The organism is Streptomyces sp. NPDC096136 (genome assembly GCF_044763325.1).
Taxonomy (GTDB): Bacteria; Actinomycetota; Actinomycetes; order Streptomycetales; family Streptomycetaceae; genus Streptomyces.
The window spans coordinates 169329-190996 of sequence record NZ_JBIWFZ010000007.1; the positions used below are offsets into that span (position 1 = coordinate 169329).

The 21668-nt window shown below is 75.1% G+C and carries 21 protein-coding genes and 1 riboswitch; of the genes, 12 read left to right on the plus strand and 9 right to left on the minus strand.

Annotation, left to right across the window (positions count from 1 at the left end):
- Positions 1–28: 28 nt before the first annotated feature.
- Both ACIRBY_RS17410 and ACIRBY_RS17415 read right to left on the minus strand, forming a co-directional pair.
- A complete protein-coding gene (locus ACIRBY_RS17410; RefSeq protein WP_403901371.1) occupies positions 29–457 on the minus strand; it encodes a (2Fe-2S) ferredoxin domain-containing protein in 429 nt (142 codons plus the stop codon).
- A 9-nt stretch (positions 458–466) separates the two neighbouring features.
- Positions 467–1528, minus strand: a complete 1062-nt coding sequence (locus tag ACIRBY_RS17415; protein ID WP_403901372.1) for a bile acid:sodium symporter family protein — start codon at positions 1526–1528, stop codon at positions 467–469.
- A 145-nt stretch (positions 1529–1673) separates the two neighbouring features.
- Here ACIRBY_RS17415 and ACIRBY_RS17420 point away from each other — a divergent pair, with 145 nt between their 5' ends.
- From ACIRBY_RS17420 to ACIRBY_RS17435, 4 genes are all read left to right on the plus strand, one after another.
- A complete protein-coding gene (locus ACIRBY_RS17420) occupies positions 1674–2525 on the plus strand; it encodes a LysR substrate-binding domain-containing protein (protein ID WP_403901373.1) in 852 nt (283 codons plus the stop codon).
- Positions 2526–2840: 315 nt separating this feature from the next.
- The gene (locus tag ACIRBY_RS17425; protein ID WP_403901375.1) at positions 2841–4664 is read left to right on the plus strand and encodes an AMP-dependent synthetase/ligase; all 1824 of its coding nucleotides are present in this window, start codon (positions 2841–2843) and stop codon (positions 4662–4664) included.
- A 190-nt stretch (positions 4665–4854) separates the two neighbouring features.
- Positions 4855–5697, plus strand: coding sequence for an aldo/keto reductase (locus ACIRBY_RS17430; protein ID WP_403901377.1), 843 nt, complete (start codon positions 4855–4857; stop codon positions 5695–5697).
- 94 nt (positions 5698–5791) lie between these two features.
- Positions 5792–6193 (plus strand): RICIN domain-containing protein, encoded by a 402-nt coding sequence (locus ACIRBY_RS17435; protein WP_403901638.1) that lies wholly within the window; start codon positions 5792–5794, stop codon positions 6191–6193.
- A 27-nt stretch (positions 6194–6220) separates the two neighbouring features.
- Here ACIRBY_RS17435 and ACIRBY_RS17440 read toward each other — a convergent pair whose 3' ends face one another.
- On the minus strand, positions 6221–6526 hold the full coding sequence (locus ACIRBY_RS17440) for a 4a-hydroxytetrahydrobiopterin dehydratase (RefSeq protein WP_403901378.1): 306 nt from the start codon (positions 6524–6526) through the stop codon (positions 6221–6223).
- 189 nt (positions 6527–6715) lie between these two features.
- Here ACIRBY_RS17440 and ACIRBY_RS17445 point away from each other — a divergent pair, with 189 nt between their 5' ends.
- A complete protein-coding gene (locus tag ACIRBY_RS17445) occupies positions 6716–7519 on the plus strand; it encodes a helix-turn-helix domain-containing protein (RefSeq protein WP_403901379.1) in 804 nt (267 codons plus the stop codon).
- Between the two features lie 12 nt (positions 7520–7531).
- On the opposite strand, the gene ACIRBY_RS17450 is transcribed toward ACIRBY_RS17445, so the two are convergent.
- Positions 7532–7957, minus strand: coding sequence for a hypothetical protein (locus tag ACIRBY_RS17450; RefSeq protein ID WP_403901381.1), 426 nt, complete (start codon positions 7955–7957; stop codon positions 7532–7534).
- Positions 7958–8331: 374 nt separating this feature from the next.
- On the opposite strand from ACIRBY_RS17450, the gene ACIRBY_RS17455 reads away from it, so the two are divergent.
- From ACIRBY_RS17455 to ACIRBY_RS17465, 3 genes are all read left to right on the plus strand, one after another.
- Positions 8332–8895 (plus strand): toxin-antitoxin system, toxin component, encoded by a 564-nt coding sequence (locus ACIRBY_RS17455; RefSeq protein WP_403901382.1) that lies wholly within the window; start codon positions 8332–8334, stop codon positions 8893–8895.
- Between the two features lie 106 nt (positions 8896–9001).
- Positions 9002–10477 (plus strand): NAD(P)/FAD-dependent oxidoreductase, encoded by a 1476-nt coding sequence (locus ACIRBY_RS17460; protein WP_403901384.1) that lies wholly within the window; start codon positions 9002–9004, stop codon positions 10475–10477.
- The gene (locus ACIRBY_RS17465; RefSeq protein WP_403901385.1) at positions 10474–11664 is read left to right on the plus strand and encodes an MAB_1171c family putative transporter; all 1191 of its coding nucleotides are present in this window, start codon (positions 10474–10476) and stop codon (positions 11662–11664) included. The genes ACIRBY_RS17460 and ACIRBY_RS17465 overlap by 4 nt, the downstream gene beginning before the upstream one ends.
- 41 nt (positions 11665–11705) lie before the next feature.
- On the opposite strand, the gene ACIRBY_RS17470 is transcribed toward ACIRBY_RS17465, so the two are convergent.
- Entirely contained in the window at positions 11706–12551 is an 846-nt protein-coding gene (locus ACIRBY_RS17470) for a bifunctional 5,10-methylenetetrahydrofolate dehydrogenase/5,10-methenyltetrahydrofolate cyclohydrolase (RefSeq protein ID WP_403901639.1), read from the minus strand.
- Positions 12552–12611: 60 nt separating this feature from the next.
- Positions 12612–12711, minus strand: a riboswitch (ZMP/ZTP riboswitch).
- 70 nt (positions 12712–12781) lie between these two features.
- Between ACIRBY_RS17470 and ACIRBY_RS17475 the strand changes: the two genes are divergently transcribed.
- Positions 12782–13543, plus strand: a complete 762-nt coding sequence (locus tag ACIRBY_RS17475) for a methyltransferase domain-containing protein (RefSeq protein ID WP_403901386.1) — start codon at positions 12782–12784, stop codon at positions 13541–13543.
- A 249-nt stretch (positions 13544–13792) separates the two neighbouring features.
- Positions 13793–15373, plus strand: a complete 1581-nt coding sequence (locus ACIRBY_RS17480) for an RNA polymerase sigma factor (protein ID WP_403901388.1) — start codon at positions 13793–13795, stop codon at positions 15371–15373.
- 92 nt (positions 15374–15465) lie between these two features.
- Here ACIRBY_RS17480 and ACIRBY_RS17485 read toward each other — a convergent pair whose 3' ends face one another.
- The 4 genes from ACIRBY_RS17485 to ACIRBY_RS17500 form a co-directional block, all read right to left on the minus strand.
- Complete coding sequence (locus tag ACIRBY_RS17485; protein ID WP_403901389.1) at positions 15466–15813, minus strand: hypothetical protein; 348 nt, start codon at positions 15811–15813, stop codon at positions 15466–15468.
- A gap of 105 nt (positions 15814–15918) precedes the next feature.
- Entirely contained in the window at positions 15919–17340 is a 1422-nt protein-coding gene (locus tag ACIRBY_RS17490) for an amino acid permease (RefSeq protein ID WP_403901390.1), read from the minus strand.
- Positions 17341–17415: 75 nt separating this feature from the next.
- A complete protein-coding gene (locus ACIRBY_RS17495; RefSeq protein WP_403901391.1) occupies positions 17416–19527 on the minus strand; it encodes a phage holin family protein in 2112 nt (703 codons plus the stop codon).
- A gap of 165 nt (positions 19528–19692) precedes the next feature.
- The gene (locus ACIRBY_RS17500; protein ID WP_390689446.1) at positions 19693–20097 is read right to left on the minus strand and encodes a hypothetical protein; all 405 of its coding nucleotides are present in this window, start codon (positions 20095–20097) and stop codon (positions 19693–19695) included.
- Between the two features lie 118 nt (positions 20098–20215).
- On the opposite strand from ACIRBY_RS17500, the gene ACIRBY_RS17505 reads away from it, so the two are divergent.
- Together ACIRBY_RS17505 and ACIRBY_RS17510 are read left to right on the plus strand one after the other, a co-directional pair.
- Positions 20216–20992: an MBL fold metallo-hydrolase gene (locus tag ACIRBY_RS17505; RefSeq protein ID WP_403901392.1), complete on the plus strand. Its 777-nt coding sequence runs from the start codon at positions 20216–20218 to the stop codon at positions 20990–20992.
- The gene (locus tag ACIRBY_RS17510) at positions 20989–21636 is read left to right on the plus strand and encodes a DedA family protein (protein ID WP_403901394.1); all 648 of its coding nucleotides are present in this window, start codon (positions 20989–20991) and stop codon (positions 21634–21636) included. The genes ACIRBY_RS17505 and ACIRBY_RS17510 overlap by 4 nt, the downstream gene beginning before the upstream one ends.
- Positions 21637–21668 lie beyond the last annotated feature (32 nt).

A 21668-nucleotide genomic window follows, 5' to 3' on the forward strand; every position in this document is an offset into this window, starting at 1 on the left:
GCCCCGGCCGTGATCCGCCGGCCCGGCCCTAACGGCCGCGGCGGCCCCGGCGCGGGGTGGCGGCCGGCTTCGGCTCCGGGGGGTCGATGCGGTGCAGGTCGAGGGTGGCCGGGAGCGGGGTGGCGCCGGGGCCGCCGGACGCGGCCCAGGCGATGATCTCGTCGGTCGCGGTGTCGTCCAGGGCCCAGCCGAACCAGACGGCGCGGGCGCCCCGGCGGCGGGCCTCGGTGGTGGGCTGGACCACGATGACGTTGGCCCGTTCGCAGGGCCCGAGGCAGTCGCTGGTCCGCACCGCCAGCCGGCCGTCGGAGGCGTCGGCGGCCTCCTGGAGCCGGGCGAGCTGGCCCGCGTGGTCGGTGCCGGGGTTCTTGCGGGGGTCCCCGCAGCAGCAGCCCCGGCAGACCACGAGGGTGCAGGGGCGCGGGGCATGGGCGGCGAGCGGGCGTATCCAGGTCACCGACGCACGTTACCGGCCGCGCGGAGCGGGGTGTTGGGGCCGGGGGGAGACCTCCGCCACACGGGCGCCGGGGAGTTGGGCGCCGTCCGGGGTCAGCGGGTCGCGGGCGCGGCGGCGGGCCAGGACGGCGCACACCATCAGCTGCATCTGGTGGAAGAGCATCAGCGGCAGCACGGCGAGGGAGGCCTGCGCCCCGAACAGGACGCTGGCCATGGGGAGTCCGGCGGCGAGGCTCTTCTTCGACCCGGCGAACTGGATCGCGATCCGGTCCCCGCGGCCGAAGCCGAGGCGGGCGGCCCCGTACCAGGTGGCGAGCAGCATGACGGCGAGGAGCAGGGCCTCCACGGCCATCAGCGCGCCCAGGCTCCGCAGGCCGACCCGGTGCCAGACGCCGGCGGCCATGCCCGCGCTGAACGCGGCGTACACGACGAGCAGGATCGAGCCCCGGTCGACGTGGCCGAGCACCTTCTTGTGGCGGGCGAGGAAGCCGCCGACCCAGCGGCGCAGGACCTGCCCGAGGAGGAAGGGGAGCAGCAGCTGGACGACGATCTTGAGGAGGGCATCCGCTGAGAAGCCACTGCCGCTGCCGCTGCCGCCGCCGAGCAGGGCGCCGGCGAGGAGGGGGGTGAGGACGATGCCCGCGAGGCTGGAGAAGGAGCCGGCGCAGATGGCGGCGGGGACGTTGCCCCGGGCGATCGCGGTGAAGGCGATGGACGACTGGACGGTCGAGGGGACCAGGCAGAGGAAGAGCAGGCCCTGGTAGAGGGGCGGTGACAGGAGGCCGGGAACCAGGGCGCGCGCGGCCAGGCCGAGGGCGGGGAAGAGCAGGAAGGTGCAGGCCAGCACGGTGAGGTGGAGGCGCCAGTGGCGCAGTCCGTCGAGGGCCTCGCGGGTGGAGAGCCGGGCTCCGTAGAGGAAGAAGAGCAGGGCCACGGCGGCGGCGGAGGCGCCCTCGGCGACGGTGGCCGCCGGACCGCGGGCGGGGAGCAGCGCGGCGAGGCCCACGGTGGCGAGCAGCGCCAGTACGTAGGGGTCCAGGGGGAGCCGGGCGGGGAGGCGGGGGCGTCGCATGGCGGTGCTCGCTTGCTGTCGGAACGGGGACGCCCCCGTGGCGGAGGGGCGGCTTCCATCGTCGCCGGTGGGCGGTCATCGGGAAACCCGCACACCGCACTGACTGCCATCGCGTTCCGTGATGACGGCGCACTACTCTGGGGGCGTGTACGACCCGGTGCAGCTGCGGACGTTCCTCACCGTGGCCCAGACGCTCAGCTTCACCCAGGCCGCGGGGCGGCTCGGGGTGCGGCAGTCCACCGTCAGCCAGCACGTGCGGCGGCTGGAGGAGGCCACCGGCCGGCCGCTGTTCGCCCGGGACACCCACAGCGTCGCGCTGACGGAGGACGGGGAGGCCCTGCTGGGCTTCGCGCGCACGATCCTGGAGGCGCACGAGCGGGCGGCGGCCTTCTTCTCCGGGACCCGGCTGCGCGGGCGGCTGCGGTTCGGGGCGTCGGAGGACTTCGTGCTGACCCGGCTGCCGGAGGTCCTGGAGGGGTTCCGGCACGAGCACCCCGAGGTGGACCTGGAGCTGTCGGTCGAGCTGTCGGGCGTCCTGCACGAGCGGCTGGACGCGGGGCGCCTGGACCTGGTGCTGGCCAAGCGGCGCGGGCCGGGGGACGAGCGGGGCCGGCTGGTGTGGCGGGACCGGATGGTGTGGATCGGGGCGGAGGGGCTGCGGCTGGATCCGGAGCGCCCGGTGCCGCTGATCGTGTTCCCGCCGCCGGGGATCACCCGGGCACGGGCGCTGGAGGTGCTGGAGCGGGAGGGGCGGGCCTGGCGGATCGCCTGTACGAGCGGCAGCCTGAGCGGGCTGATCGCGGCGGCCCGCGCCGGGCTGGGGGTGATGGCGCACACCCGGGGGCTGATCCCGCCGGGGCTGGTCCGGGTGGGCGGGCTGCCGGAGCTGGGCCCGGTGGAGTTCGCCCTGCTCCAGGGCCGCCGTCCGACGCCGGCCGCGGAGGCCCTGGCGGCGGCCGTCCTGGCGGGCGGCGACCGCCTGAGCCGGCCGGCGTAGGGCGGGGCCCGGACCATCCGGGCAGGCCGGTGGCGTGCTGGAGGTCGCGGGGCGGGGCTGGACCTCGAAGGGGGTGTCGCCGGTGTACTGGGTGGTGCCCGCCGGCAGGCAGTCCGCCTCGCGGTCGGGCGCGATGCCGTCGCAGTGCTCGGCGCCGAGGGTGACGGACACGGTGCCGGTGTGTCTCCCGGCGGGCGAGTGCGCAGGTCATGCGGGGTTGCGCGCGGGGGGATCCTGTGGAGATCTCCGCAGGGGTGACGGGCGGCGGGGCCGGTGGGGTAGCGTCTCGGCGCCCGGGACCCAAGGAGCGGAATGTTGCGCGAGTTCACCGTGCCCCCCGTGGTCAGCGGCTCGCCGGTCGGCGGCCTGGCCGACGTGGTCTTCGAGCATGCCGGGCAGGACCCCCACGGGGTGGCGCTCGGGCGCAAGACGGCCGGGGCGTGGCGGGACGTGACCTCCGCGGAACTGGCCGGCGAGGTGCTCGCGCTCGCCAAGGGGCTGCTGGCCCAGGGGGTGCGCTTCGGGGACCGGGTCGCGGTGATGGCGCGCACCCGCTACGAGTGGACCCTGTTCGACTTCGCGCTGTGGGCGATCGGAGCGCAGTCCGTCCCCGTCTACCCGACGTCCTCGGCGGAACAGGTGCACTGGATCCTGTCCGACTCCTCCTGCACCGGGTGCGTCGTGGAGGACGAGGACCAGGCGATGACGGTCGGTTCGGTGATCGAGGGGCTGCCGGAGCTGCGGATGCTGTGGCAGCTCGACGCGGGGGCGCTGGCGGAACTGGTGGCGGCCGGGCGGGGGGTGGACGAGGACGTGGTGCACCGGCACCGGCGGGCCGTGACGCCGGACGCGGTCGCCACCGTCATCTACACCTCGGGGACCACGGGCCGCCCCAAGGGGTGCGTGCTGACCCACGCGCACTTCATGTTCGAGGCCGACACGCTGGTCTCCCGCTGGCAGTCGGTCTTCCGGGCCGGGCCGGGCGAGCCGCCGTCCACCCTGCTGTTCCTGCCGCTGGCGCACGTCTTCGGGCGGATGGTCGAGGTGGCCGCCGTCCGGGCCCGGGTCAAGCTCGGGCACCAGCCGGCGCTCGCCGCCTCGGAGCTGCTCCCGGACCTGGCGGCCTTCCGGCCGACGTTCGTGCTGGGGGTCCCGTACGTCTTCGAGAAGGTGTTCGCGGCGGCGCGGCGCACGGCGGAGGCGGAGGGGCGCTCGGGGCCCTTCGACCGGGCGGTGGAGACGGCCGTGCGGTATGCGGAGGCGCGGGAGCAGAAGGCGTTCGGGGCCGGTCCGGGGCCCTCGGCGGCGCTGCGGATGGAGCACCAGCTCTTCGAGAGGCTGGTGTACGGCAAGGTCCGCGAGGCCCTGGGCGGGCGGATGCGGCACGCGATGTCGGGCGGGTCGGCGATGTCGCGGCGGCTGGGGCTCTTCTTCGACGGCGCCGGGATCACGGTGTTCGAGGGGTACGGGCTGACGGAGTCCAGCGCGGCGGCCACCGCGAACCCGCCGGGGGCGGTGAAGTACGGGACGGTGGGGCCGCCGATCCCGGGGACCACGGTGCACATCGCCGAGGACGGGGAGGTGTGGCTGCACGGCCCCCACGTCTTCGCCGGCTACCTGGGCGACACCCGGGCCACGGAGGGGGTGCTGCGCGGCGGCTGGCTGGCGACCGGGGACCTGGGGCGGCTGGACGGGGACGGCTATCTGACGATCACCGGGCGCAAGAAGGAGGTCCTGGTGACCTCCAACGGCAAGAGCGTGGCCCCGGCGGCGCTGGAGGAGCGGGTGCGCTCGCATCCGCTGGTGTCGCAGTGCGTCCTGGTGGGCAACGACCGGCCCTTCGTCGCGGCGCTGGTGACCCTGGACATGGAGGGGATAGCGCACTGGCTGTCGATGCGCGGGCTGGCGCAGCGGTCGGCGGAGCAGCTGGTGGGGGACCCGGCACTGACGGCGGAGGTGCGGCGGGCGGTGGTGGCCGCCAACACCCTGGTGTCGCAGGCCGAGCAGATCCGCGCCTTCCGGGTGCTGGCCGGGCAGTTCACGGAGGAGCGGGGTCTGCTGACGCCCTCGCTGAAGCTGAAGCGCCGGGCGATCGAGAAGGCGTACGCCGCGGAGATCGCGGGCCTGTACCCCTCCTGAGGCCTGTACCCCACCCGAGGCCGGTGCCCTCCCCCGGCCGGTGCCCTCCCGCGGCCGGACTGGGCCGTCCGGATGGTGTCGGGCGGCCGCCTCGGCGGCCGGGAATACGCGGCGCGGGAGGCCGGTTGTGGCCCCTCGCGCGTCCCGCGCGCACCACCCCGCACCGCCCCGACCCCGAGGAACACCCACCGTGAACCAGGTCCCGCACATCAGGCTCAACAACGGCACGCTGATGCCCCAGCTCGGCTTCGGCGTCTGGCAGGTGCCGGACGCCGAGGCGGAACGGGTCGTCGGGAGCGCGCTGGAGGCCGGCTACCGCAGCGTCGACACGGCGGCCGTCTACGGCAACGAGCGGGGCACCGGCCGGGCGGTGACCGGCTCCGGGCTCCCGCGCGAGGAGCTGTTCGTCACCACCAAGCTGTGGAACGGGCCGGACCGGCGCTGGGACCGGGACGCGGTGCTGCGCGCCTTCGACGACTCGCTCGGCAAGCTGGGCCTGGACCACGTCGACCTGTACCTGATCCACTGGCCGCGCCCGATGCGCGACGACTTCCTCACCATCTGGAAGACCTTCGAGGAGATCGCGGCGAGCGGCCGCGCCCGGGCCGTCGGCGTGTCGAACTTCCGCCCGGCGGACCTGGAGCGGCTCGGGGCCGAGAGCCCCCTGGTCCCGGCGGTGAACCAGGTCGAGCTGCACCCGCTGTTCCCGCAGGCCGAACTGCGCGCGCTGCACGCCTCGCTCGGCATCGCGACCGAGGCCTGGTCCCCGCTCGGCCAGGGCAAGGAGCTGCTGGAGCTCCCGGCGGTGGCCGCCGTGGCCGCCAAGCACGGACGCAGTGCGGCGCAGGTGGTGCTGCGCTGGCACCTCCAGCTGGGCACCATCGTGATCCCGAAGTCGGTGACCCCGTCCCGGATCCGCGAGAACCTGGACGTGTTCGGGTTCGAGCTGGACGCCGAGGACCTCGGGGCGCTGGACGCGCTGGGCGCCGACGGGGGCCGCATCGGTCCCGACCCGGCCGTCTTCGACGTCTGAAGCGGACGTGGACGCTCCCCGCTCCGGCGGCTCCGCCGCCTCCTCGCGCCCTTCCGGCCCTGACGGTCCCCCGGGCCCGCGTGCGGGGGTCTGTCTGATCCGCAACGCGGGCAGCGGGCTGGTGCTCCAGCTGGAGGGCGCCTCCCGGGTGCGGGTCGGCCCCGACGGGCCGCCCGCCCCCGAGGCCGCCCGGCGGTGGCGGCTCGTGCCGACGCACAGCGGTTCCGGTGTCTTCCACGTGGTGAGCGAGGACAACGGCCGGCGCCTCGACGTCGCGAACGCCTCCACGGACAGCGGGGCGCGGGTGCAGGTGTGGCGGGCCAACGCCTTCGGCGCCCAGGAGTGGGTCGTCGAGGAGCACCTGGAGGACCCGGGGGTGGTCTCGCTGGTGGCGTGCATCAGCGGCCTGCTGCTGGAGGCCGACGGCGAGGGCCGGGCCCGGCAGGGCGAGGACACCGACTCCCCGTCGCAGTGGTGGCGGCTGGAGCCGGCCTGACCCCCGTCGGGGCCGGCCGGCCCGCGGTCAGCTCGCGCCGTGGGCCGGGGCGAGGGCCTCGACGCGTTCCGCGAGGGCGAAGTCGTTCTCGGTGACGCGGCCGCCGGCGTCGTGGCTGTTCACCGCGAGGCGGACCGTGTCGTAGCCGAGGGTGAGGTCGGAGTGGTGGTTCAACTCGTCCTGGACCACGGAGATGTGGACCACGAGCGCGCTTGCGGCGCGGTGCGTGCCCACACGGTAGGTGCGCAGGATCCGGTCGTCCTCGAAGGCCCAGCCGGGGAGTTCCCGGAGCCGGTCCTCGATCTCCTTCTGCGAGAGCGGTTCGCTCGCCATCCGCAGCCTCCTCGTGCTCGTTGCCCGGTTTCCGGTCCGTGATGTGCAGTCAGTTTTCCACGGTGCGCGCCGGAGCGAACCCTTCCCGCGCCGGTGCGCCCGGGTGCATCCCCGGGGCCGCCGGCCGCGCCGTCCCGGACCGCGGAACGCCTCCGGCCCGCCGGGCGCCGCTCCGTTAACGTCGTGGCCATGACGACCTCGACCTCGGCGGCCGGCACCTCCGCGGGCCCCCTGCTGCGCGCCTGGCGGGTGCGGCGCGGGATCAGCCAGCTGGAGCTGGCGGGCCGCGCCGACTCCTCCTCGCGGCACATCAGCTTCATCGAGACGGGCCGCTCGCGGCCCAGCGAGGAGATGGTGCTGCGCCTCGCCGACCACCTCGACGTGCCGGTGCGCGAGCGCAACGCGCTGCTGCTGGCGGCCGGTTACGCGCCCCGGTACGCGCACACCCCGATCGACGACCCGTCCATGGGCGCCCTGCGCGAGGGCCTGGAGCGGCTGCTGACCGGCTACGAGCCGTACCCGGCGCTGGTCGTGGACGGCACGTACACGGTGATCGCGGCCAACCGGGGCATCGCGATGCTGCTGGACGGCGTGCCGGAGCACCTGCTGGCGCCGCCGCTGAACGCCATGCGGCTCACCCTGCACCCGGAGGGCCTCGCCCCGCGGATCCACAACCTGCGGGAGTGGCGGGGCCACCTGCTGGCCCAGATGGAGCGGCAGATCGCGCTGGCCCGCTCGGCGCCGCTGCGCGCCCTGTACGAGGAGGTGGCCGCCTACCCGGTGGCGGAGCGGCCGGGCGACGCCGAGCCGGACGAGCCCGTCCCGTACATCGCGCTGCCCCTGCGCATCGAGCACGACGGGCGGCTGCTGTCGTTCGTGTCGTCCATCTCCACCTTCAACACGCCGATGGACGTGACCGTCGCCGAGCTGGCCATCGAGACCTTCCTCCCGGCGGACCCGGCGACGGTGAAGTACCTGCGCACCCTGGGGTGACCGCGCACGGCCTCAGCGGGCGGCGGGGGCGGTCGCGCGCAGGGCCAGCTGCTGGAAGAGGGCGAAGGAGGCGACGGTGAGTGCCTGCGCCGGGATCCACACCGCGCCGGCCGTCGTGGGCGAGAACCAGACGGCGAGCGAGATCAGGCTGAGGGCCGCCCAGGCGCAGTTGGCCTCGATGACGCACCGCACGGGGAACACCGGCGGGCGGCGGCGCGAGGCCAGCAGGCCGACTCCGGCGCCGAAGGCGGTGAGGAAGAGGCCCAGCGCGACGAGGGCGGACGGGCCCACGCCGAGCAGGCGGCCCAGCGGTCCGGAGAAGACGGCGTAGGCGAGGCCGTTGCCCGTGGTGACCACGGCGTCGAGGGCCAGGAAGCGGCGCAGCGCGGTCTGCGGGACGGTGGTGCGGGCGAAGCCGGACAGCAGGGTCGCGGACATGGCGGTCAGCCTCCAGTGGGGTCGAAGTGTGCCGGGGGGGGCGGGTTCCGGGGCCGAGTGCGCGGCCCCGGAACCCGATGGCCCCACTGTGCCGCCGGGCGCTCGGCGGGGTCGATTACCTCCGGGGTCATGGCGGGCGGGCGGCCGCGGAAGGGCTCGTTCGGGGCGGCCGGAAAGCTACTCGTCCGTATGACGCCAATGTTGGGGATGCGCTGGTTCGGCGCGGGAGCGGCGGCTAGGCTTCACCGCACCGAGCCCCCCTCGAACGCCCTGTCGACGTAGGAGAACCACCCGGTGCGAGCCGCCACCCGCCGCGACGCGCACGGCCGGGAGCGGTCGCCCGCCGCCGTCGCCGTCGCCGAAGGGGAAGCGCGATGAGGACCACCCGGACCATGCGCAGGCTGGCGGCCGACCTGCTGGCGGGCGCGCGGATCGCCCGGCCGTCCGGGGCGCCCGAGATCATCGCCGGGCTGTGCGCGGCCTACGCGCGCCGCCGCGGCGGCCGACCGGTGGAGTTCCGCCTCGTCCCCTTCCCCCCGGACACGGCCAGCGGGCTGTGGCTGGAGCTGGAGGACCGCGACCTGGTCGTCGTCGAGGCGCGGACCCGCCCCGAGCACCAGCTCGTCATCGCCTGCCACGAGCTGTGGCACCTGGACGAGGGCGTCTGCGACGGCCACGGCCCGGGCACGGCCGCGGCCGCCCGCCTGGCCGGCCCCCGCGGCAGCCTCGCCGACCTGCTGCGCCCCGACTCGGGGCTGGACGCCGTCGTCCGGCAGGCGGCCGCGCGCGCCGACTCCGAGGACCCCGCGGAGATCCGGGCCGAGACCTTCGGGCTGCACCTCGGCACGATCCTGAGGACGTACCTGCCCCCGCCCCGGCAGGACCCCTCCCCGGAGGGCATCGAACGGATCAAGTCCTCGCTCGGCTGGAGCCGTTGAGCGCCCGCCCCCGGACGCCCGCCCGGCCGCCGGCCCCCACTCACTCGCCCGAGCCGCCGCCGGACCTGCGCCGGGTTCCGGGCGGCCTGACAGAGAGCACCACACGATGACCCAGTCCTCCCCGCCGCGCCACGCCGTCGTCATCGGCGGCAGCATGGCCGGTCTCCTGACGGCGGCCGTCCTCTCCGAGCACGCGGCGGTCACGATCATCGACGCCGACTCCCTCCCCGAGGGTCCGGAGCCCCGGCGCGGGCTGCCGCAGGCACGGCACGTCCACGTGATGTGGTCGGGCGGGGCGCGCGCCATCGAGGAGATACTGCCGGGCATCACGGACGCCTGGACCTCGGCCGGGGCGATCCGCCGCCGGCTGCCCACCGACGTGGTGACGATGACCGCCCACGGCTGGCTCCCGCGCTACGGCGAGAAGCAGTTCACCGTCTCCTGCAGCCGCGACCTCCTCGACGCGGTGGTCCGCGCCCGGGTCACCGCGCTCCCCGGGGTCGAGGTCCTCCAGCGCACCCGGGTGCGCGGCCTTGAGGGCACGGCCGCGCGGATCACCGGCGTCCGCGTCGACACCCCGCGGGAGGAGGGTCTGCTGGTCCCGGCGGACGTGGTCGTCGACGCCGGCGGGCGCGGCTCGCGCTCCCGGCTCTGGCTGGAGGAGCTCGGCGCGGGCGCCGTCCCCCAGTCCGAGGTCGACTCCGGGCTCGTCTACGCGACGCGGATCTTCCGGGCGCCCGAGGGGGCGCACGCACTGGGGTTCCCCATCGTCAACGTCCAGTCCGACCCCCGGGTTCCCGTCCCCGGGCGCACCGCGACGATCGTCCCCATCGAGAACGGCCAGTGGCAGGCCACCCTGTCCGGCACCCGGGGCGGGCAGCCGACCGCGGACCCCGACGCCTTCATCCCGTTCGCCAAGGACCTGCGCGATCCGATCGTGGGGCGGCTCCTGGAAGGGCGCACCGCCCTCACGGACGTCGCCGTCACGCAGAGCACCACGAATCGGCGCCTCCACTTCGAGAAGGCGGACCTGCCCGACGGCTTCTTCGCCGTCGGGGACTCCGTCGCGACCTTCAACCCGCTCTACGGCCAGGGCATGACGGTCGCCGCCAGGGGGCTGCTCGCCGTCCGCGCCCTGCTGCGCTCGGGGGGCCTGTCCCGGCCCGGCTTCGGCAACGCGGCGCAGCGCGCCCTCACCCCGCAGGTGGCCGCCGCCTGGACCCTGGCCACCTCGCAGGACATCCTCTACCCGGGCGCGACGGGCATGCGGCCGAAGCCGGGGGCGGGCCTGCTGGACGCGTACGTCAACCGGCTGATGGCCGGGGCCACCGTCGAGGAGCCGCTCACGGCCGCCTTCTTCGAGGTGATCACCATGACCAGCCCGCCCACCGCCTGGTTCCGCCCGGAGGTGCTCTGGCGGGTGCTGCGGTCCTCCGCCCGGGGCGGCCTCAAGGCCCCGCCGCTGACGGCCGCCGAGCGGACGGTGGCCGGGCTCGACCGGCCGGCGGGGGCCTCGCGGCTCCCGGACGGCCGCGCCGACGGCCCGGCCCGGGAAGCCGGCCCCGCGGGCCGCTCCCTGTGAGGTACGGCCTGGTCCTCTACCTGGCCGGCTCGGTGATGGCGCTGGCCCTGCTGATCAAGGCCCCGGCCATCCGCCGGGGCTGGGACCAGCCGATCATGCGGGCCGTGTGCGCGCTGCTCGTGGTCGGCGTCCTGCTGACGTTCCTGGCGGCGCCGCCCTCGCTGGCGGCGGTCAACGAGCTCACCGGCGTGGTCAACTTCGCCGCCCCGCTCGTGTACGGGGTGCTGACCGCCTTCTCGGGGGCCTCGGTCGTGCTGATCCTCCACTGGTCGGGGCGTCCGGGGGCGGGCCTGCGGCGGGCGACGCGGCTGACGGTGGGGGCCTTCGGCACGGTGACGGTGCTGATCGCGGTGCTGTTCGCGGTGGGGGACGCGCCGGTCGAGCGGCTGCGGGACCTGGACACGTACTACGCGAACACGCCCTGGTTGCGCGAGATGATCGTCTGCTACCTGCTGGCGCACACGGTCGGCAGCACGGCGCTGAGCGTGCTCTCCCTGAAGTGGATGCTGCGCGTGGACCGCGCGCTGCGGCCGCTGCGCACGGGGCTGGCGCTGCTGATGCTCGGCGGGGTGCTGGACCTCGGCTACCTGATCGCGAAGTGGGCGGCGGTCGGTGCCCGCTGGGCGGGCCGCGACTGGGACGTGCTGTCCACGGACGTGGCCCCGCCGCTGGCCTCGGCGGCGGCGCTGCTGGTGGGGTCGGGGTTCGTGGTGCCGGTGCTCGGGGGCTCCTCGGCCTGGCGGGACCTCAGCCAGTACCGGCGGCTGCGGCCGCTGTGGAAGGCGCTGCGCGGGTTCGCCCCCCGCAGCGTGACGACGGTGCCGCTGACCTGGTGGTCCGCGCCGGCGATCCGGCTGGTGCACCGCGAGTCGGTGATCGCCGACGGGCTGCTGGCCCTGGCGGCTTGGTGCGACCCGGCCGTGCGGTCCGCGGCCCTGGAGGCCGCGCGCGGCCAGGGCCTGGACGCGGAGGGCGCCGCGGTCGTGGCGGACGCGGCGATGCTCGCCGCCGCCTGCCGCGCCCGCGCCGCCGCCGAGCGGGAGGACGGGACCGCGACCGGGCCGGCCGACCCCGCCCCTCCCCCGCCGCTCGGCTGCCATCCGCTGGCCGCCCTGGCCCGGGCGTTCCGCACCTCCCCGGTGGTGGCCGCGGCCCGCAGCGGGGCCCTGGCACCGCCCGGGGGGTGAGGCGCCGGCGGGATCGTCGTACGGGAGGGAGGGAGGCGGGCTCAGAGCTCCGCGAGGTCCAGGCCGGCCTGGGCGGCCGCGGCGTGCACGGTCTGCTCCAGCAGGACCGCGATGGTCATCGGGCCGACACCGCCGGGCACCGGGGTGATCAGGGAGGCGCGGGCGGCGGCCGACTCGAAGTGCACGTCGCCGACGTTGCCCTCGTTGTAGCCGGCGTCCAGGACGACCGCGCCCTCCTTGATGTCCTCGCCCCGGATGAACTCGGCCTTGCCGACCGCGGCCACCAGGACGTCCGCCTGGCGGACGATCGAGGACAGGTCCTTGGTGCGGGAGTGGCAGTAGGTGACGGTGGCGTTCTGCTCCAGCAGCAGCATGCCGGCCGGCTTGCCCAGGATCGCGCTGCGGCCGACCACGACGGCGTGCTTGCCCGTGAGGTCCACGTCGTACTCGGCGAGCAGGCGCATGATGCCGCCGGGGGTGCAGGAGACGAAGCCGGGCAGGCCGAAGCCCATGGCGGCGAAGGAGTGCATGGTGACCCCGTCGACGTCCTTGCCGGGGGCGATGGCCTCGAAGGCGGCCCGCTCGTCGATGTGGTGCGGGACCGGGTGCTGGAGCAGGATGCCGCTGATCGCGGGGTCCTCCGAGAGGGCCGTGATCGTGGCGACGAGCTCCTCGGTGGTGGTCTCGGCCGGCAGGGCCACGTGGCGGGAGGTGATCCCCGCCTTGGCGCAACGGTTCTGCTTCATGCGCACGTACGTGACGGACGCGGGGTCCTCGCCGACCAGGACGGTGGCCAGGCAGGGCGCGGTGCCGGTGCGCTCGGTGATCTTCGCCGCGAGGGCGGCGGTCCGCTCCGAGACGCGGCGCGCGAGGGCGGTGCCGTCCATGAGCTGGGCGGTGGCGGTGGGGGCAGTCGTCACGGGGTCTCCTGAACGTCGCTGCGGATCGCGGTTCGCCCAGGCGCGCGGCAGTCGACGTACGGGGAGGTGCGTACGCCGGGCCGCTCCCCGGTGGTGATCCACCCGAACGCCAGTCACGGCCCTGCTCCCACTGTAGTCGACCCGTCCCGCGGGGATATCCGGTGGATGACTGGCGCCCGACCTGGGACGATCGAGACATGACGCGCACTTTCGACCATCTCGTCGCCGAGGCGGAATCCGTCTCCGTGGACGGGTGGGACTTCTCCTGGCTCGACGGCCGGGCCACCGAGCAGCGGCCCTCCTGGGGGTACCAGCGGCTGCTGGGCGAGCACCTGGCGCGGGTCCGCTCGGCCCTGGACATCCAGACGGGCGGCGGCGAGGTCCTGGCCGGCGCGGGCCCGCTGCCGCCGCTGACGGCGGCGACGGAGTCCTGGCCCCCGAACATCGAGCGGGCCACCCGGCTGCTGCACCCGCTGGGCGCCGTGGTGGTCGCGGACGCCGACGAGCCGCCGCTGCCCTTCGGCGAAGCGGCCTTCGAGCTGGTGGCGAGCCGGCACCCGGTGACCATCTGGTGGGAGGAGATCGCCCGGGTGCTGACGCCGGGCGGCACGTACTTCTCGCAGCAGGTCGGCCCGGCGAGCGTCTTCGAGCTGGTCGAGTACTTCCTCGGCCCGCAGCCGGAGGAGGTCCGGCGCGCCCGGCACCCCGACGACGCGGTCGCCGACGCCCGGAAGGCGGGCCTGGAGGTGGTCGACCTGCGCTCCGAGCGGCTCCGCACGGAGTTCCACGACATCGGAGCCGTGATCTACTTCCTGAGGAAGGTGATCTGGATGGTTCCCGGCTTCACGGTCGGCCAGTACCGGGACCGGCTGCGGGAGCTCCACGAACGGATCGAGCGCGACGGCCCGTTCGTCGCGCACACCGCCCGGTTCCTCATCGAGGCCCACAAGCCGGACTGACGCGTGTGGGCGTGCGCACGAGGCGGATCCGGCACGGGTCCGGCGCGGACGCAGCCGCGCCGGATCGGTTGCCCGGACACAGCGTGGCGCAGGTCACTCAATTCAGCGCGTAACGAATCGACTCGGGCAGGCGATGAACCGACAGGTGTCCTCGTGCGGCCCCGGAATACAGCCCCCCTGGGGACTGTTTCCCGAGTCCGCGCGATGATTCCCGCCCACCCCTTATCTGTTCGCAACGAGAGGCTCCTTGTGTCGCTCAGCCCGTCCCGTACGTTCCCTCCGGAGATCGCCGAATCGGAGGCCCTCGTCGCGCTCGTCGAGCGCGGCCGCGAGCAGGGTCACATCAACGGTGACGATGTGCGCCAGGCCTTCGAGGCCGGCCGCATCCCGGTGGACCAGTGGAAGCGGGTCCTGCGCAGCCTGAACCAGGTCCTGGACGAGGAGGGTGTCGCCCTCCACGTCAGCGCCGCCCCCGCCACCAAGGCTGCTGCCAAGAAGCCCCGCAAGGCAGCCGCCGCCCCGGCCCGCACCGTGACGAAGAAGGCGGCCGCCGCGCCGCGCCCCATCGGCGCGCGCAAGGCCTCGGTCGCCGCCGCCCCGGCCGCCGCCGCGGCGATATCCGCTCCGTCGGCCGCCGCGTCGCAGGAGGTGTCGGCCGAGGCCGGCGCCGAGCCCAAGAAGCGCACGGTCAAGAAGACCGCGGCCAAGAAGGCCACGGCCACCAAGAAGACCGCCGCGAAGAAGACCACCGCCAAGGACGCCGACGACGCCGAGAACCCGGTCGTCGAGGGCGAGGACTGGGCGGTCGAGGACCTCGCCGACGAGACCGAGGAAGAGGCCCCCAAGGCCGGCGGCCAGGGCTTCGTGCTGTCCGACGAGGACGAGGACGACGCCCCGGCGCAGACCGTCATGGTGGCCGGTGCCACCGCCGACCCGGTCAAGGACTACCTCAAGCTCATCGGAAAGGTGCCGCTGCTCAACGCCGAGCAGGAGGTCGAGCTCGCCAAGCGCATCGAGGCGGGTCTCTTCTCCGAGTACAAGCTCGAAGAGGAGGAGGACCACAAGCCCGCGTTCAAGCGCGAGCTGGAGATCCTCGTCGAGGACGGCCGCCGCGCCAAGAACCACCTGCTGGAGGCCAACCTCCGCCTCGTGGTCTCCCTGGCCAAGCGCTACACGGGCCGCGGCATGCTCTTCCTGGACCTGATCCAGGAGGGCAACGTCGGCCTGATCCGCGCCGTGGAGAAGTTCGACTACACCAAGGGCTTCAAGTTCTCCACGTACGCGACCTGGTGGATCCGGCAGGCGATCACGCGCGCCATGGCCGACCAGTCCCGCACCATCCGCATCCCCGTGCACATGGTCGAGATCATCAACAAGCTCGCCCGCGTGCAGCGCCAGATGCTCCAGGACCTGGGCCGCGAGCCCACCCCGGAGGAGCTGGGCAAGGAACTCGACATGACCCCGGAGAAGGTCATCGAGGTCCAGAAGTACGGCCGCGAGCCGATCTCCCTGCACACCCCCCTGGGTGAGGAGGGCGACAGCGAGTTCGGTGACCTCATCGAGGACTCCGAGGCGGTCGTGCCGGCCGACGCGGTGTCCTTCACCTTCCTCCAGGAGCAGCTCCAGTCGATCCTGGGCACGCTCTCGGAGCGCGAGGCGGGCGTGGTCTCCATGCGCTACGGCCTCAACGACGGCCAGCCGAAGACGCTGGACGAGATCGGCCGCGTGTACGGGGTGACCCGTGAGCGCATCCGCCAGATCGAGTCCAAGACCATGTCGAAGCTGCGCCACCCGTCGCGTTCGCAGGTCCTGCGCGACTACCTGGACTGATCCGCACCGGACACGCACGGAGCCCCCGGCCGCCAGGCCGGGGGCTCCGCCGTTTCCCGGCCCGGAGGGTTCCGGGCCGGGAAACGGGTGGGTCAGTGGACGACGCTCCAGCTGCGCCACGGCAGGCTGGAGGGGGCCGTCACGTTCGACAGGGTGGTCGCGACGTAGATCCCGTCCTCGTGCTCGCCGGGCCGGCAGTCCGGCGTCCGGTACAGGATCACGTCGACGAGGGTGTTGTTCGCGACGTGCGTGGCCCCGTGCGGCATGCCGATGCGGTGGCAGCCCTGCACGGAGGTGTTGGAGTAGCTGACCTCCACGGGGGAGTCGTGGCCCCTGAAGGTGAGCATGCCCACCGTGGTCCGGCCCGCCGAGCACGCGGTGCCGGCCAGCAGGAGGGCTGCAACCCCGGTCATGACGCCGATACGCCGGATCTGGGACATGGCGCGGTCCTCGTCTGTGGGTGGCGACGGTCGATGGCCACAGACTGCCCCGGCGTCGCGGCGGCGGCATCCGGGGTGGGCCGTCCGGGTGACGGCCCTCCGCGGTCAGGCGGCCGCGCGCCGCTTGCGGGCCGACATCAGGGCGTAGACCAGGACGCCCGCGAAGAGGAACAGCACGCCCTGGTAGACGGCCGCGTACCCGGACCCGGCGACCAGCCACATCGAGAAGGCGAAGGCCACGCCGGCGAGGACGCCGTCGCGCAGCAGCTGCCCGCGCCGGACCCGCTCCGACTGGCCCGAGGCCAGGAAGTACAGCTGGGCGGCGGTGGAGAGCAGGTAGGGGACGGTCGCGGTGAAGGTGGTGATCAGGACCAGTGCCTCGAAGACGCCCGCGGAGCCGGCCGTGTAGTTGTAGACGGTCAGGGCGGAGGCCAGCACGACCGTGACCAGGACGCCGGCCACCGGGACCCCGCGCTGCTTCTTCTCGAAGACCTTCGGGAAGAGCCCGTCGCGGGCGGCCGCGTACGGGGTCTGCGCGCCGAGCAGGGTCCAGCCGTTGAGGGCGCCGACCATCGAGATCACGGCGGCGCCGGCGACCAGGGTGCCGCCCCAGGTGCCGCCGAACATCGCGTCGACGGCGTCGGTGAAGGGGGCCTGGGAGGAGACCAGCTCGTCGTGGGCGACCAGGCCGAAGACGGCGAGGGTGCCGAGCAGGTAGACGGTGGCGGCGCCGACGGTGCCGAGGACGGTGGCCCGGCCGACGTTGCGGGCCGGGTCGCGGACCTCGCCGGCGCTGACGGCGGCGGACTCGACGCCGATGTAGCTGAAGAGCAGGATCGCGGCGGACGCGGAGACCGCACCGACCGGGCTCTGGTCGGTGGCCTGGAAGGGGCCGAGGTTGGCCGGGTCGAAGAAGAACAGCCCGCCCACTGCCACCAGCAGCAGCGGGACCAGCTTCAGGACGGTCGCGACCACCTGGACCGCGCCCACGTACCGGGTGCCGGCCAGGTTGGAGAGGGCCGGCAGCCACTGGACGACGAGGGCAGCCAGGCACATCGACCACTTGTGGGCCCCCACCGCCGGGAAGAGCACGGCGAGGTAGCCGACGGAGGCCACGGCGAGGGCGGCGTTGGAGACCCAGGCGGTCATCCAGTAGCTGTACGCGGCGAGGAAGCCCGCGAAGTCGCCGAAGGCGGCCCGCACGTAGACGTAGGGCCCGCCGGTCTGCGGGTGGCGCTGGGCGAGGCGGCCGAAGACCAGGGCCAGCGCGATGGCGCCGAGGGTCAGGACGGCGAAGGAGAGCAGGCTGATCGTGCCGAACGGCGCGACCGAGGCGGGGAGCAGGAAGATCCCGCCGCCGATCACGTTGCCCATGACCAGGCAGACGGCGACGGGGAGGCCGAAGCGGCGGGCGTGCCGGTCGGCGGGGGCGGGCGCCCCGTCCTGCCCGGGCGCGTCGGGCTGATGGGCTCCGGCGGCCCCGGGTGCGTTGCTTTCCTCGACGGGCGGGGCTGCGGTGCTGGTCATCGGTGGTGCGCCTCTGGATGTCTCACATGGTGGGCAGTTGAACACATGGTTGACCACCGGGAAGTCCGCACCAAATCACCGGCTTTCATCCGGCTCCGGGCCGTCTGCGGACGTAAAGGTTCCGTTAGAACCGCCCTCCGGCCGGTGATCCTCCCGTCGGGCCGGGAGGGGCACCTGCGGGCCGTCCGATGCGCGCAGCCAGCGGCGCAGCACCTCGTGCACCGCCTCCGCGCCCACCAGCTCCGCGTCCGGCGGCGACAGGTCCGTCGGCCACATCAGGAAGGGGCGCCCCTGTTCCCCGCCCAGGCCGCCGTGCGAGCCGATCTGCTCCTCGAAGGCGTGCACGGCTCCCGTGCGCGGGTCGTACGCCGAGTTGACCATGACGTCGGCGACGTGCGGGAAGGAGTCCGTCCGGCGGACCGCGTCCGCCGCCCCCGGGCCGAACGCCGCCAGGACCGTCTCCGCCGCCCCGGGCGCGTCGAGCCGCGCCGAGGCCCCGTTCGGGCCCAGCACCTCGCCGTCGACCAGCAGGAAGCCCACCCCGGGGTGGTTGGCGAGGGTGGCCAGCAGGGCGGGGTGGGCCCGCTCGATCCACCGGCGGGTGGCGCGGCCCGGCAGGTCGGGGAAGGAGATCAGCCCGAGGTTGCCCGAGGCCAGCACCACCGGGTGCGGGCCCGGCCCGGGGCGGGCCTCCTCCCCGTCCTCCTCCACCGGCCGGTGCAGGGCGGCCAGCACCGCGGCCCTGGCCTCGGCCCCGCTGCGGGTGCGGCCGGCCCGGCGGGACACGGGCAGCCCGCAGCCCGCCCGGACCAGGTCCTCCAGGCTGAGCCCGTAGCGGCCGAGGAAGGTCTCCCCCGGGCTCTGGCCGTGGTCCGACAGCAGGACGAAGCGGTACTCGCGCGGCGCGTGCTCGGCGACCCGGGCGATCAGCGCGAGGCTCCGGTCGAGCCGGGCGAGCACCCGGTCGGTGTCCCGGCCGTGCGGGCCGCAGTGGTGGGCGACCTCGTCGTAGGCCACCAGGTCGGCGTAGACGGACGCCCGGCCGGCGAGCAGGTCCCCGATCACCGCCGCGACCACCACGTCCCGTTCGACGACCGTCGCGAAGGCCCTGATCAGCGGGTACAGCCCGCCGCGCGGCACCCGGGGGTGGTCGTCGCGCAGCCGTGAGCGCAGGGACTGGCCGATCTCCCGGGCCGCCTCGGCGACGAAGGACAGGGCGGTGCGGACGGCGTTGGCCGGGTCGGAGAAGTACGCGAAGTAGCCCGCGCGGGAGCGGTTGGCGCGCCCGCGCCGGGCCGCGACGGAGAGCACCAGCGCCAGCTGGTCGGCGCCCCCGCTGAAGAGGTTGCCCCGGCTCGCCCCGTCCAGGGAGAGCAGCCCTGCGTCCCGGGTGCGCTCCACGGCGCGGCGCTGGAGTTCGGCGGCGCTGGTGGGCCGGTTGCAGACCATCACCTCACCGGTCTCCTTCTCGTACCAGCGGAAGGCCGGCACGTCGAAGGTGGAGCCGTGCAGGATCCCCAGCTGGCTGGCGCCGGTCTGGCTGGACCAGTCCGTGCGCCAGGGCATGACCCGGTGGCTGTCCTCCAGCCAGCCGGCCACCGTCGGCATCAGGCCGTCGGCCGCCGCCCGGCACAGCTCCCGGTACCCGACCCCGTCGAGCTGGAGGAAGACCAGCCCCGGGGCGGCGGCTCCCGGGGGCGCCGCGGAGCGGCGGCGGCGCCGGGCGGCGAGCCGGTACAGCCGGCGCCGGTAGGCCTCGTCGTCGCGGACCGCGAGCGCGGTGGAGGTGGCCGAGGCGACGGCGGACATGGCCGCGGCGACGACCACCGCCGTCTGCGGGGCGGCCTCCGCGCCGCGCCCCTCGGGGATCAGGCTGAGGGCCATGAGCAGGAGGGAGCCGTTGAGGAAGAAGACGAGCAGCCCGAGCACCAGGGCGGGCACCAGCAGCAGGGCCCGGACGACGACCGGCCAGACCAGGGCGGTCAGCAGGCCGAAGGCCCCGGCGCCCCAGGCGGCGGTCAGCCCGACGCGGGTGACGCTGTCGCCGTCGGCGGACTGGAGGCGGAAGTCGGGCAGGATCGCGGCGAGTACGAGCAGGGTGAGCGTGGAGACCGCCCACACGATCAGGATCCGCACCAGTGCGCCGCCTGCGGCCCGCCACCGCCAGCGCCCTCGCCACCGCCCCATGACAGCCGCCTCGTGTCTCCCCCGGACTCCGTCCGGGCGCCCGCGGTCCCGCGCCCCGCCCCGCGGTCCCCCCGCCAGCGTCGCACAGGGCGGCCCGGGAGTCCGGTCGGCAAGGACGGGCGCACGGGGGTGCGGGAGACGCGCTCTCCGCGAGGGCGGTGGTGCTCAGGTGCCGTCGTAGCCGGCGGTCGGCATGGACAGCCTGCGGTGCACCTCGGCCTTCATGGCGGAGGTGTAGCGCGGTTCGTCGAGCCCGGCCGTCTCCAGGCGCACCCCGCGGCGCGCACACTCGGCGGTGAACTCCTCGACGGAGCGCAGCGCACGGGCGAGCACCCGCCGGTTCGGGGCGACGAACAGGTCGACCTGGCCCGCCTCCACGTCGCTCCAGAGTCCGCAGTGGTCGGCCCGCAGCCCGTAGAAGAGCAGCTGCCGGGTGACCACGTAGCCCTGCGCCGCGGCCCAGCGCGCGCACATGGCCTGCTGGCTCCGGGTGTCCACGGCGAAGGGGTCGGCATCGAGTTCCTCGAGCGGGGCCAGGCTGGCGATCGCGGCCACGCGCAGCGCATCCATGGCGCCCGACCCTACTCCGATCCGGGCCCGGGGAGGAGGGGGGCGGCGGAGTTCCGCTTCCGGGCGAACCGGTGGGGGAAAGCCTAGGCTCGGGGAGTCGAGGGAAGGGGGTGCGGGGGTGCCGGTGGACATCACCTGGTGGGGGCATGCCGCGTGCACGGTGCGGGACTCCGGGGTGAGGGTGCTGACGGATCCGCTGTTCGTCCGGCGGTTCGCGCACCTGCGGCGGCGCCGCGGCGCGGTGCCCCCGCCGGAGGCGGCCGAGGCGGACGTGGTGCTGGTCTCGCACCTGCACGCCGACCACCTGCACCTGCCGTCGCTGGCCCGGCTGGCGCGGGGCACCCGGGTCGTGGTGCCGCGCGGGGCGCTCCGGGCGGTGCCGGGGCTGGCGCGGCTGGCGGGGGCGCGGGGGCTGGCGGTGACGGAGGTGCTCCCGGGCGAGGAGGTCGGCGTACGGGAGGGCGTGCGGGTCCGGGCGGTGGCCGCCCGGCACGACGGGCGGCGGCTGCCGGTCGGGCCGCAGCGGGTGCGGGCGCTGGGGTACGTGGTCCAGGGAGCGGCGCGGACGTACTTCGCCGGGGACACGGGGCCGTTCGACACGATGGCCGAGGAGACGGGGCCGGTGGACGTGGCCCTGCTGCCGGTGGGCGGCTGGGGGCCGTACCTGGGGCCGGGGCACCTGGACGCGGAGGGGGCCGCGCGGGTGCTGGCGCTGCTGGCCCCGCGGGCGGCGGTGCCGGTGCACTACGGGACGTACTGGCCGATCGGCATGGACGCGGTGCGGCCGCACGAGTTCCACGCGCCGGGCGAGGAGTTCGCCCGGCTGGCGGGGGTGCTCGCGCCGGAGGTGGCGGTACGGGTCCTGGCGCACGGGGAGCGGGTGCGGCTCCCGTGACGCAGTGGTGGCAGGGGGCGGCGGAGGTGGTCGGGCGGGTGCCGCCGGAGACGACCCAGCGGGCGGTGGGCTATCCGGCGCTGTTCGTGCTGGTCGCGCTGGGGGCGCTGGTGCCGGTGATCCCGACGGGGGCACTGGTGAGCACGGCCGCGGTGGTGGCGCTCCATCAGCGGTCGCTGCCGCTGGGCGTGCCGGTGGTGTGCGCGGTGGCGGCGGTGGCGGCCTTCGTCGGCGACGTCGCGCTGTACTGGCTCGGGCAGCGCGGGGTGCGGTCGCGGGGCGGCTCGCGCCGGCTGGAGTCCCTGCGCGCGCGGGCCTCGCCGCAGCGGCTGGAGCGGGCGCGGGCGGGGCTGGACGAGCACGGGGTGTCGGTCCTCGTGCTGTCGCGGCTGGTCCCGGCGGGGCGGATCCCGGTGATGCTGGCCTGCCTGCTGGGCGGGCTGCCGCTGCGGCGGTTCGCCCGGGGGGACGCGCCCGCCTGCCTCGCCTGGGCGGCGACGTACGGGCTGATCGGGATCCTGGGCGGGTCGCTGTTCTCCGAGCCGTGGAAGGGCGTGGCGCTGGCGGTGGCGCTGACGGTGCTGATCAGCGGGGGCCCGGCGGTGTGGCGGCGGGTCCGGGACGGGCGGGGCGGAGCGGGGTAGGCTCCCTGCCTCCGGGACGAAAGGGGCGGCCG

Excerpts from the sequence above, each read along its gene's own strand:
- ACIRBY_RS17495 (WP_403901391.1), bottom strand. The coding sequence starts at position 19,527 with ATGGGGCGGTGGCGAGGGCGCTGGCGGTGGCGGGCCGCAGGCGGCGCA.
- ACIRBY_RS17490 (WP_403901390.1), bottom strand. The coding sequence starts at position 17,340 with ATGACCAGCACCGCAGCCCCGCCCGTCGAGGAAAGCAACGCACCCGGG.
- ACIRBY_RS17500 (WP_390689446.1), bottom strand. The coding sequence starts at position 20,097 with ATGGATGCGCTGCGCGTGGCCGCGATCGCCAGCCTGGCCCCGCTCGAG.
- ACIRBY_RS17470 (WP_403901639.1), bottom strand. The coding sequence starts at position 12,551 with ATGGACGGCACCGCCCTCGCGCGCCGCGTCTCGGAGCGGACCGCCGCC.
- ACIRBY_RS17460 (WP_403901384.1), top strand. The coding sequence starts at position 9,002 with ATGACCCAGTCCTCCCCGCCGCGCCACGCCGTCGTCATCGGCGGCAGC.
- ACIRBY_RS17415 (WP_403901372.1), bottom strand. The coding sequence starts at position 1,528 with ATGCGACGCCCCCGCCTCCCCGCCCGGCTCCCCCTGGACCCCTACGTA.
- ACIRBY_RS17440 (WP_403901378.1), bottom strand. The coding sequence starts at position 6,526 with ATGGCGAGCGAACCGCTCTCGCAGAAGGAGATCGAGGACCGGCTCCGG.
- ACIRBY_RS17445 (WP_403901379.1), top strand. The coding sequence starts at position 6,716 with ATGACGACCTCGACCTCGGCGGCCGGCACCTCCGCGGGCCCCCTGCTG.
- ACIRBY_RS17455 (WP_403901382.1), top strand. The coding sequence starts at position 8,332 with ATGAGGACCACCCGGACCATGCGCAGGCTGGCGGCCGACCTGCTGGCG.
- ACIRBY_RS17475 (WP_403901386.1), top strand. The coding sequence starts at position 12,782 with ATGACGCGCACTTTCGACCATCTCGTCGCCGAGGCGGAATCCGTCTCC.
- ACIRBY_RS17450 (WP_403901381.1), bottom strand. The coding sequence starts at position 7,957 with ATGTCCGCGACCCTGCTGTCCGGCTTCGCCCGCACCACCGTCCCGCAG.
- ACIRBY_RS17485 (WP_403901389.1), bottom strand. The coding sequence starts at position 15,813 with ATGTCCCAGATCCGGCGTATCGGCGTCATGACCGGGGTTGCAGCCCTC.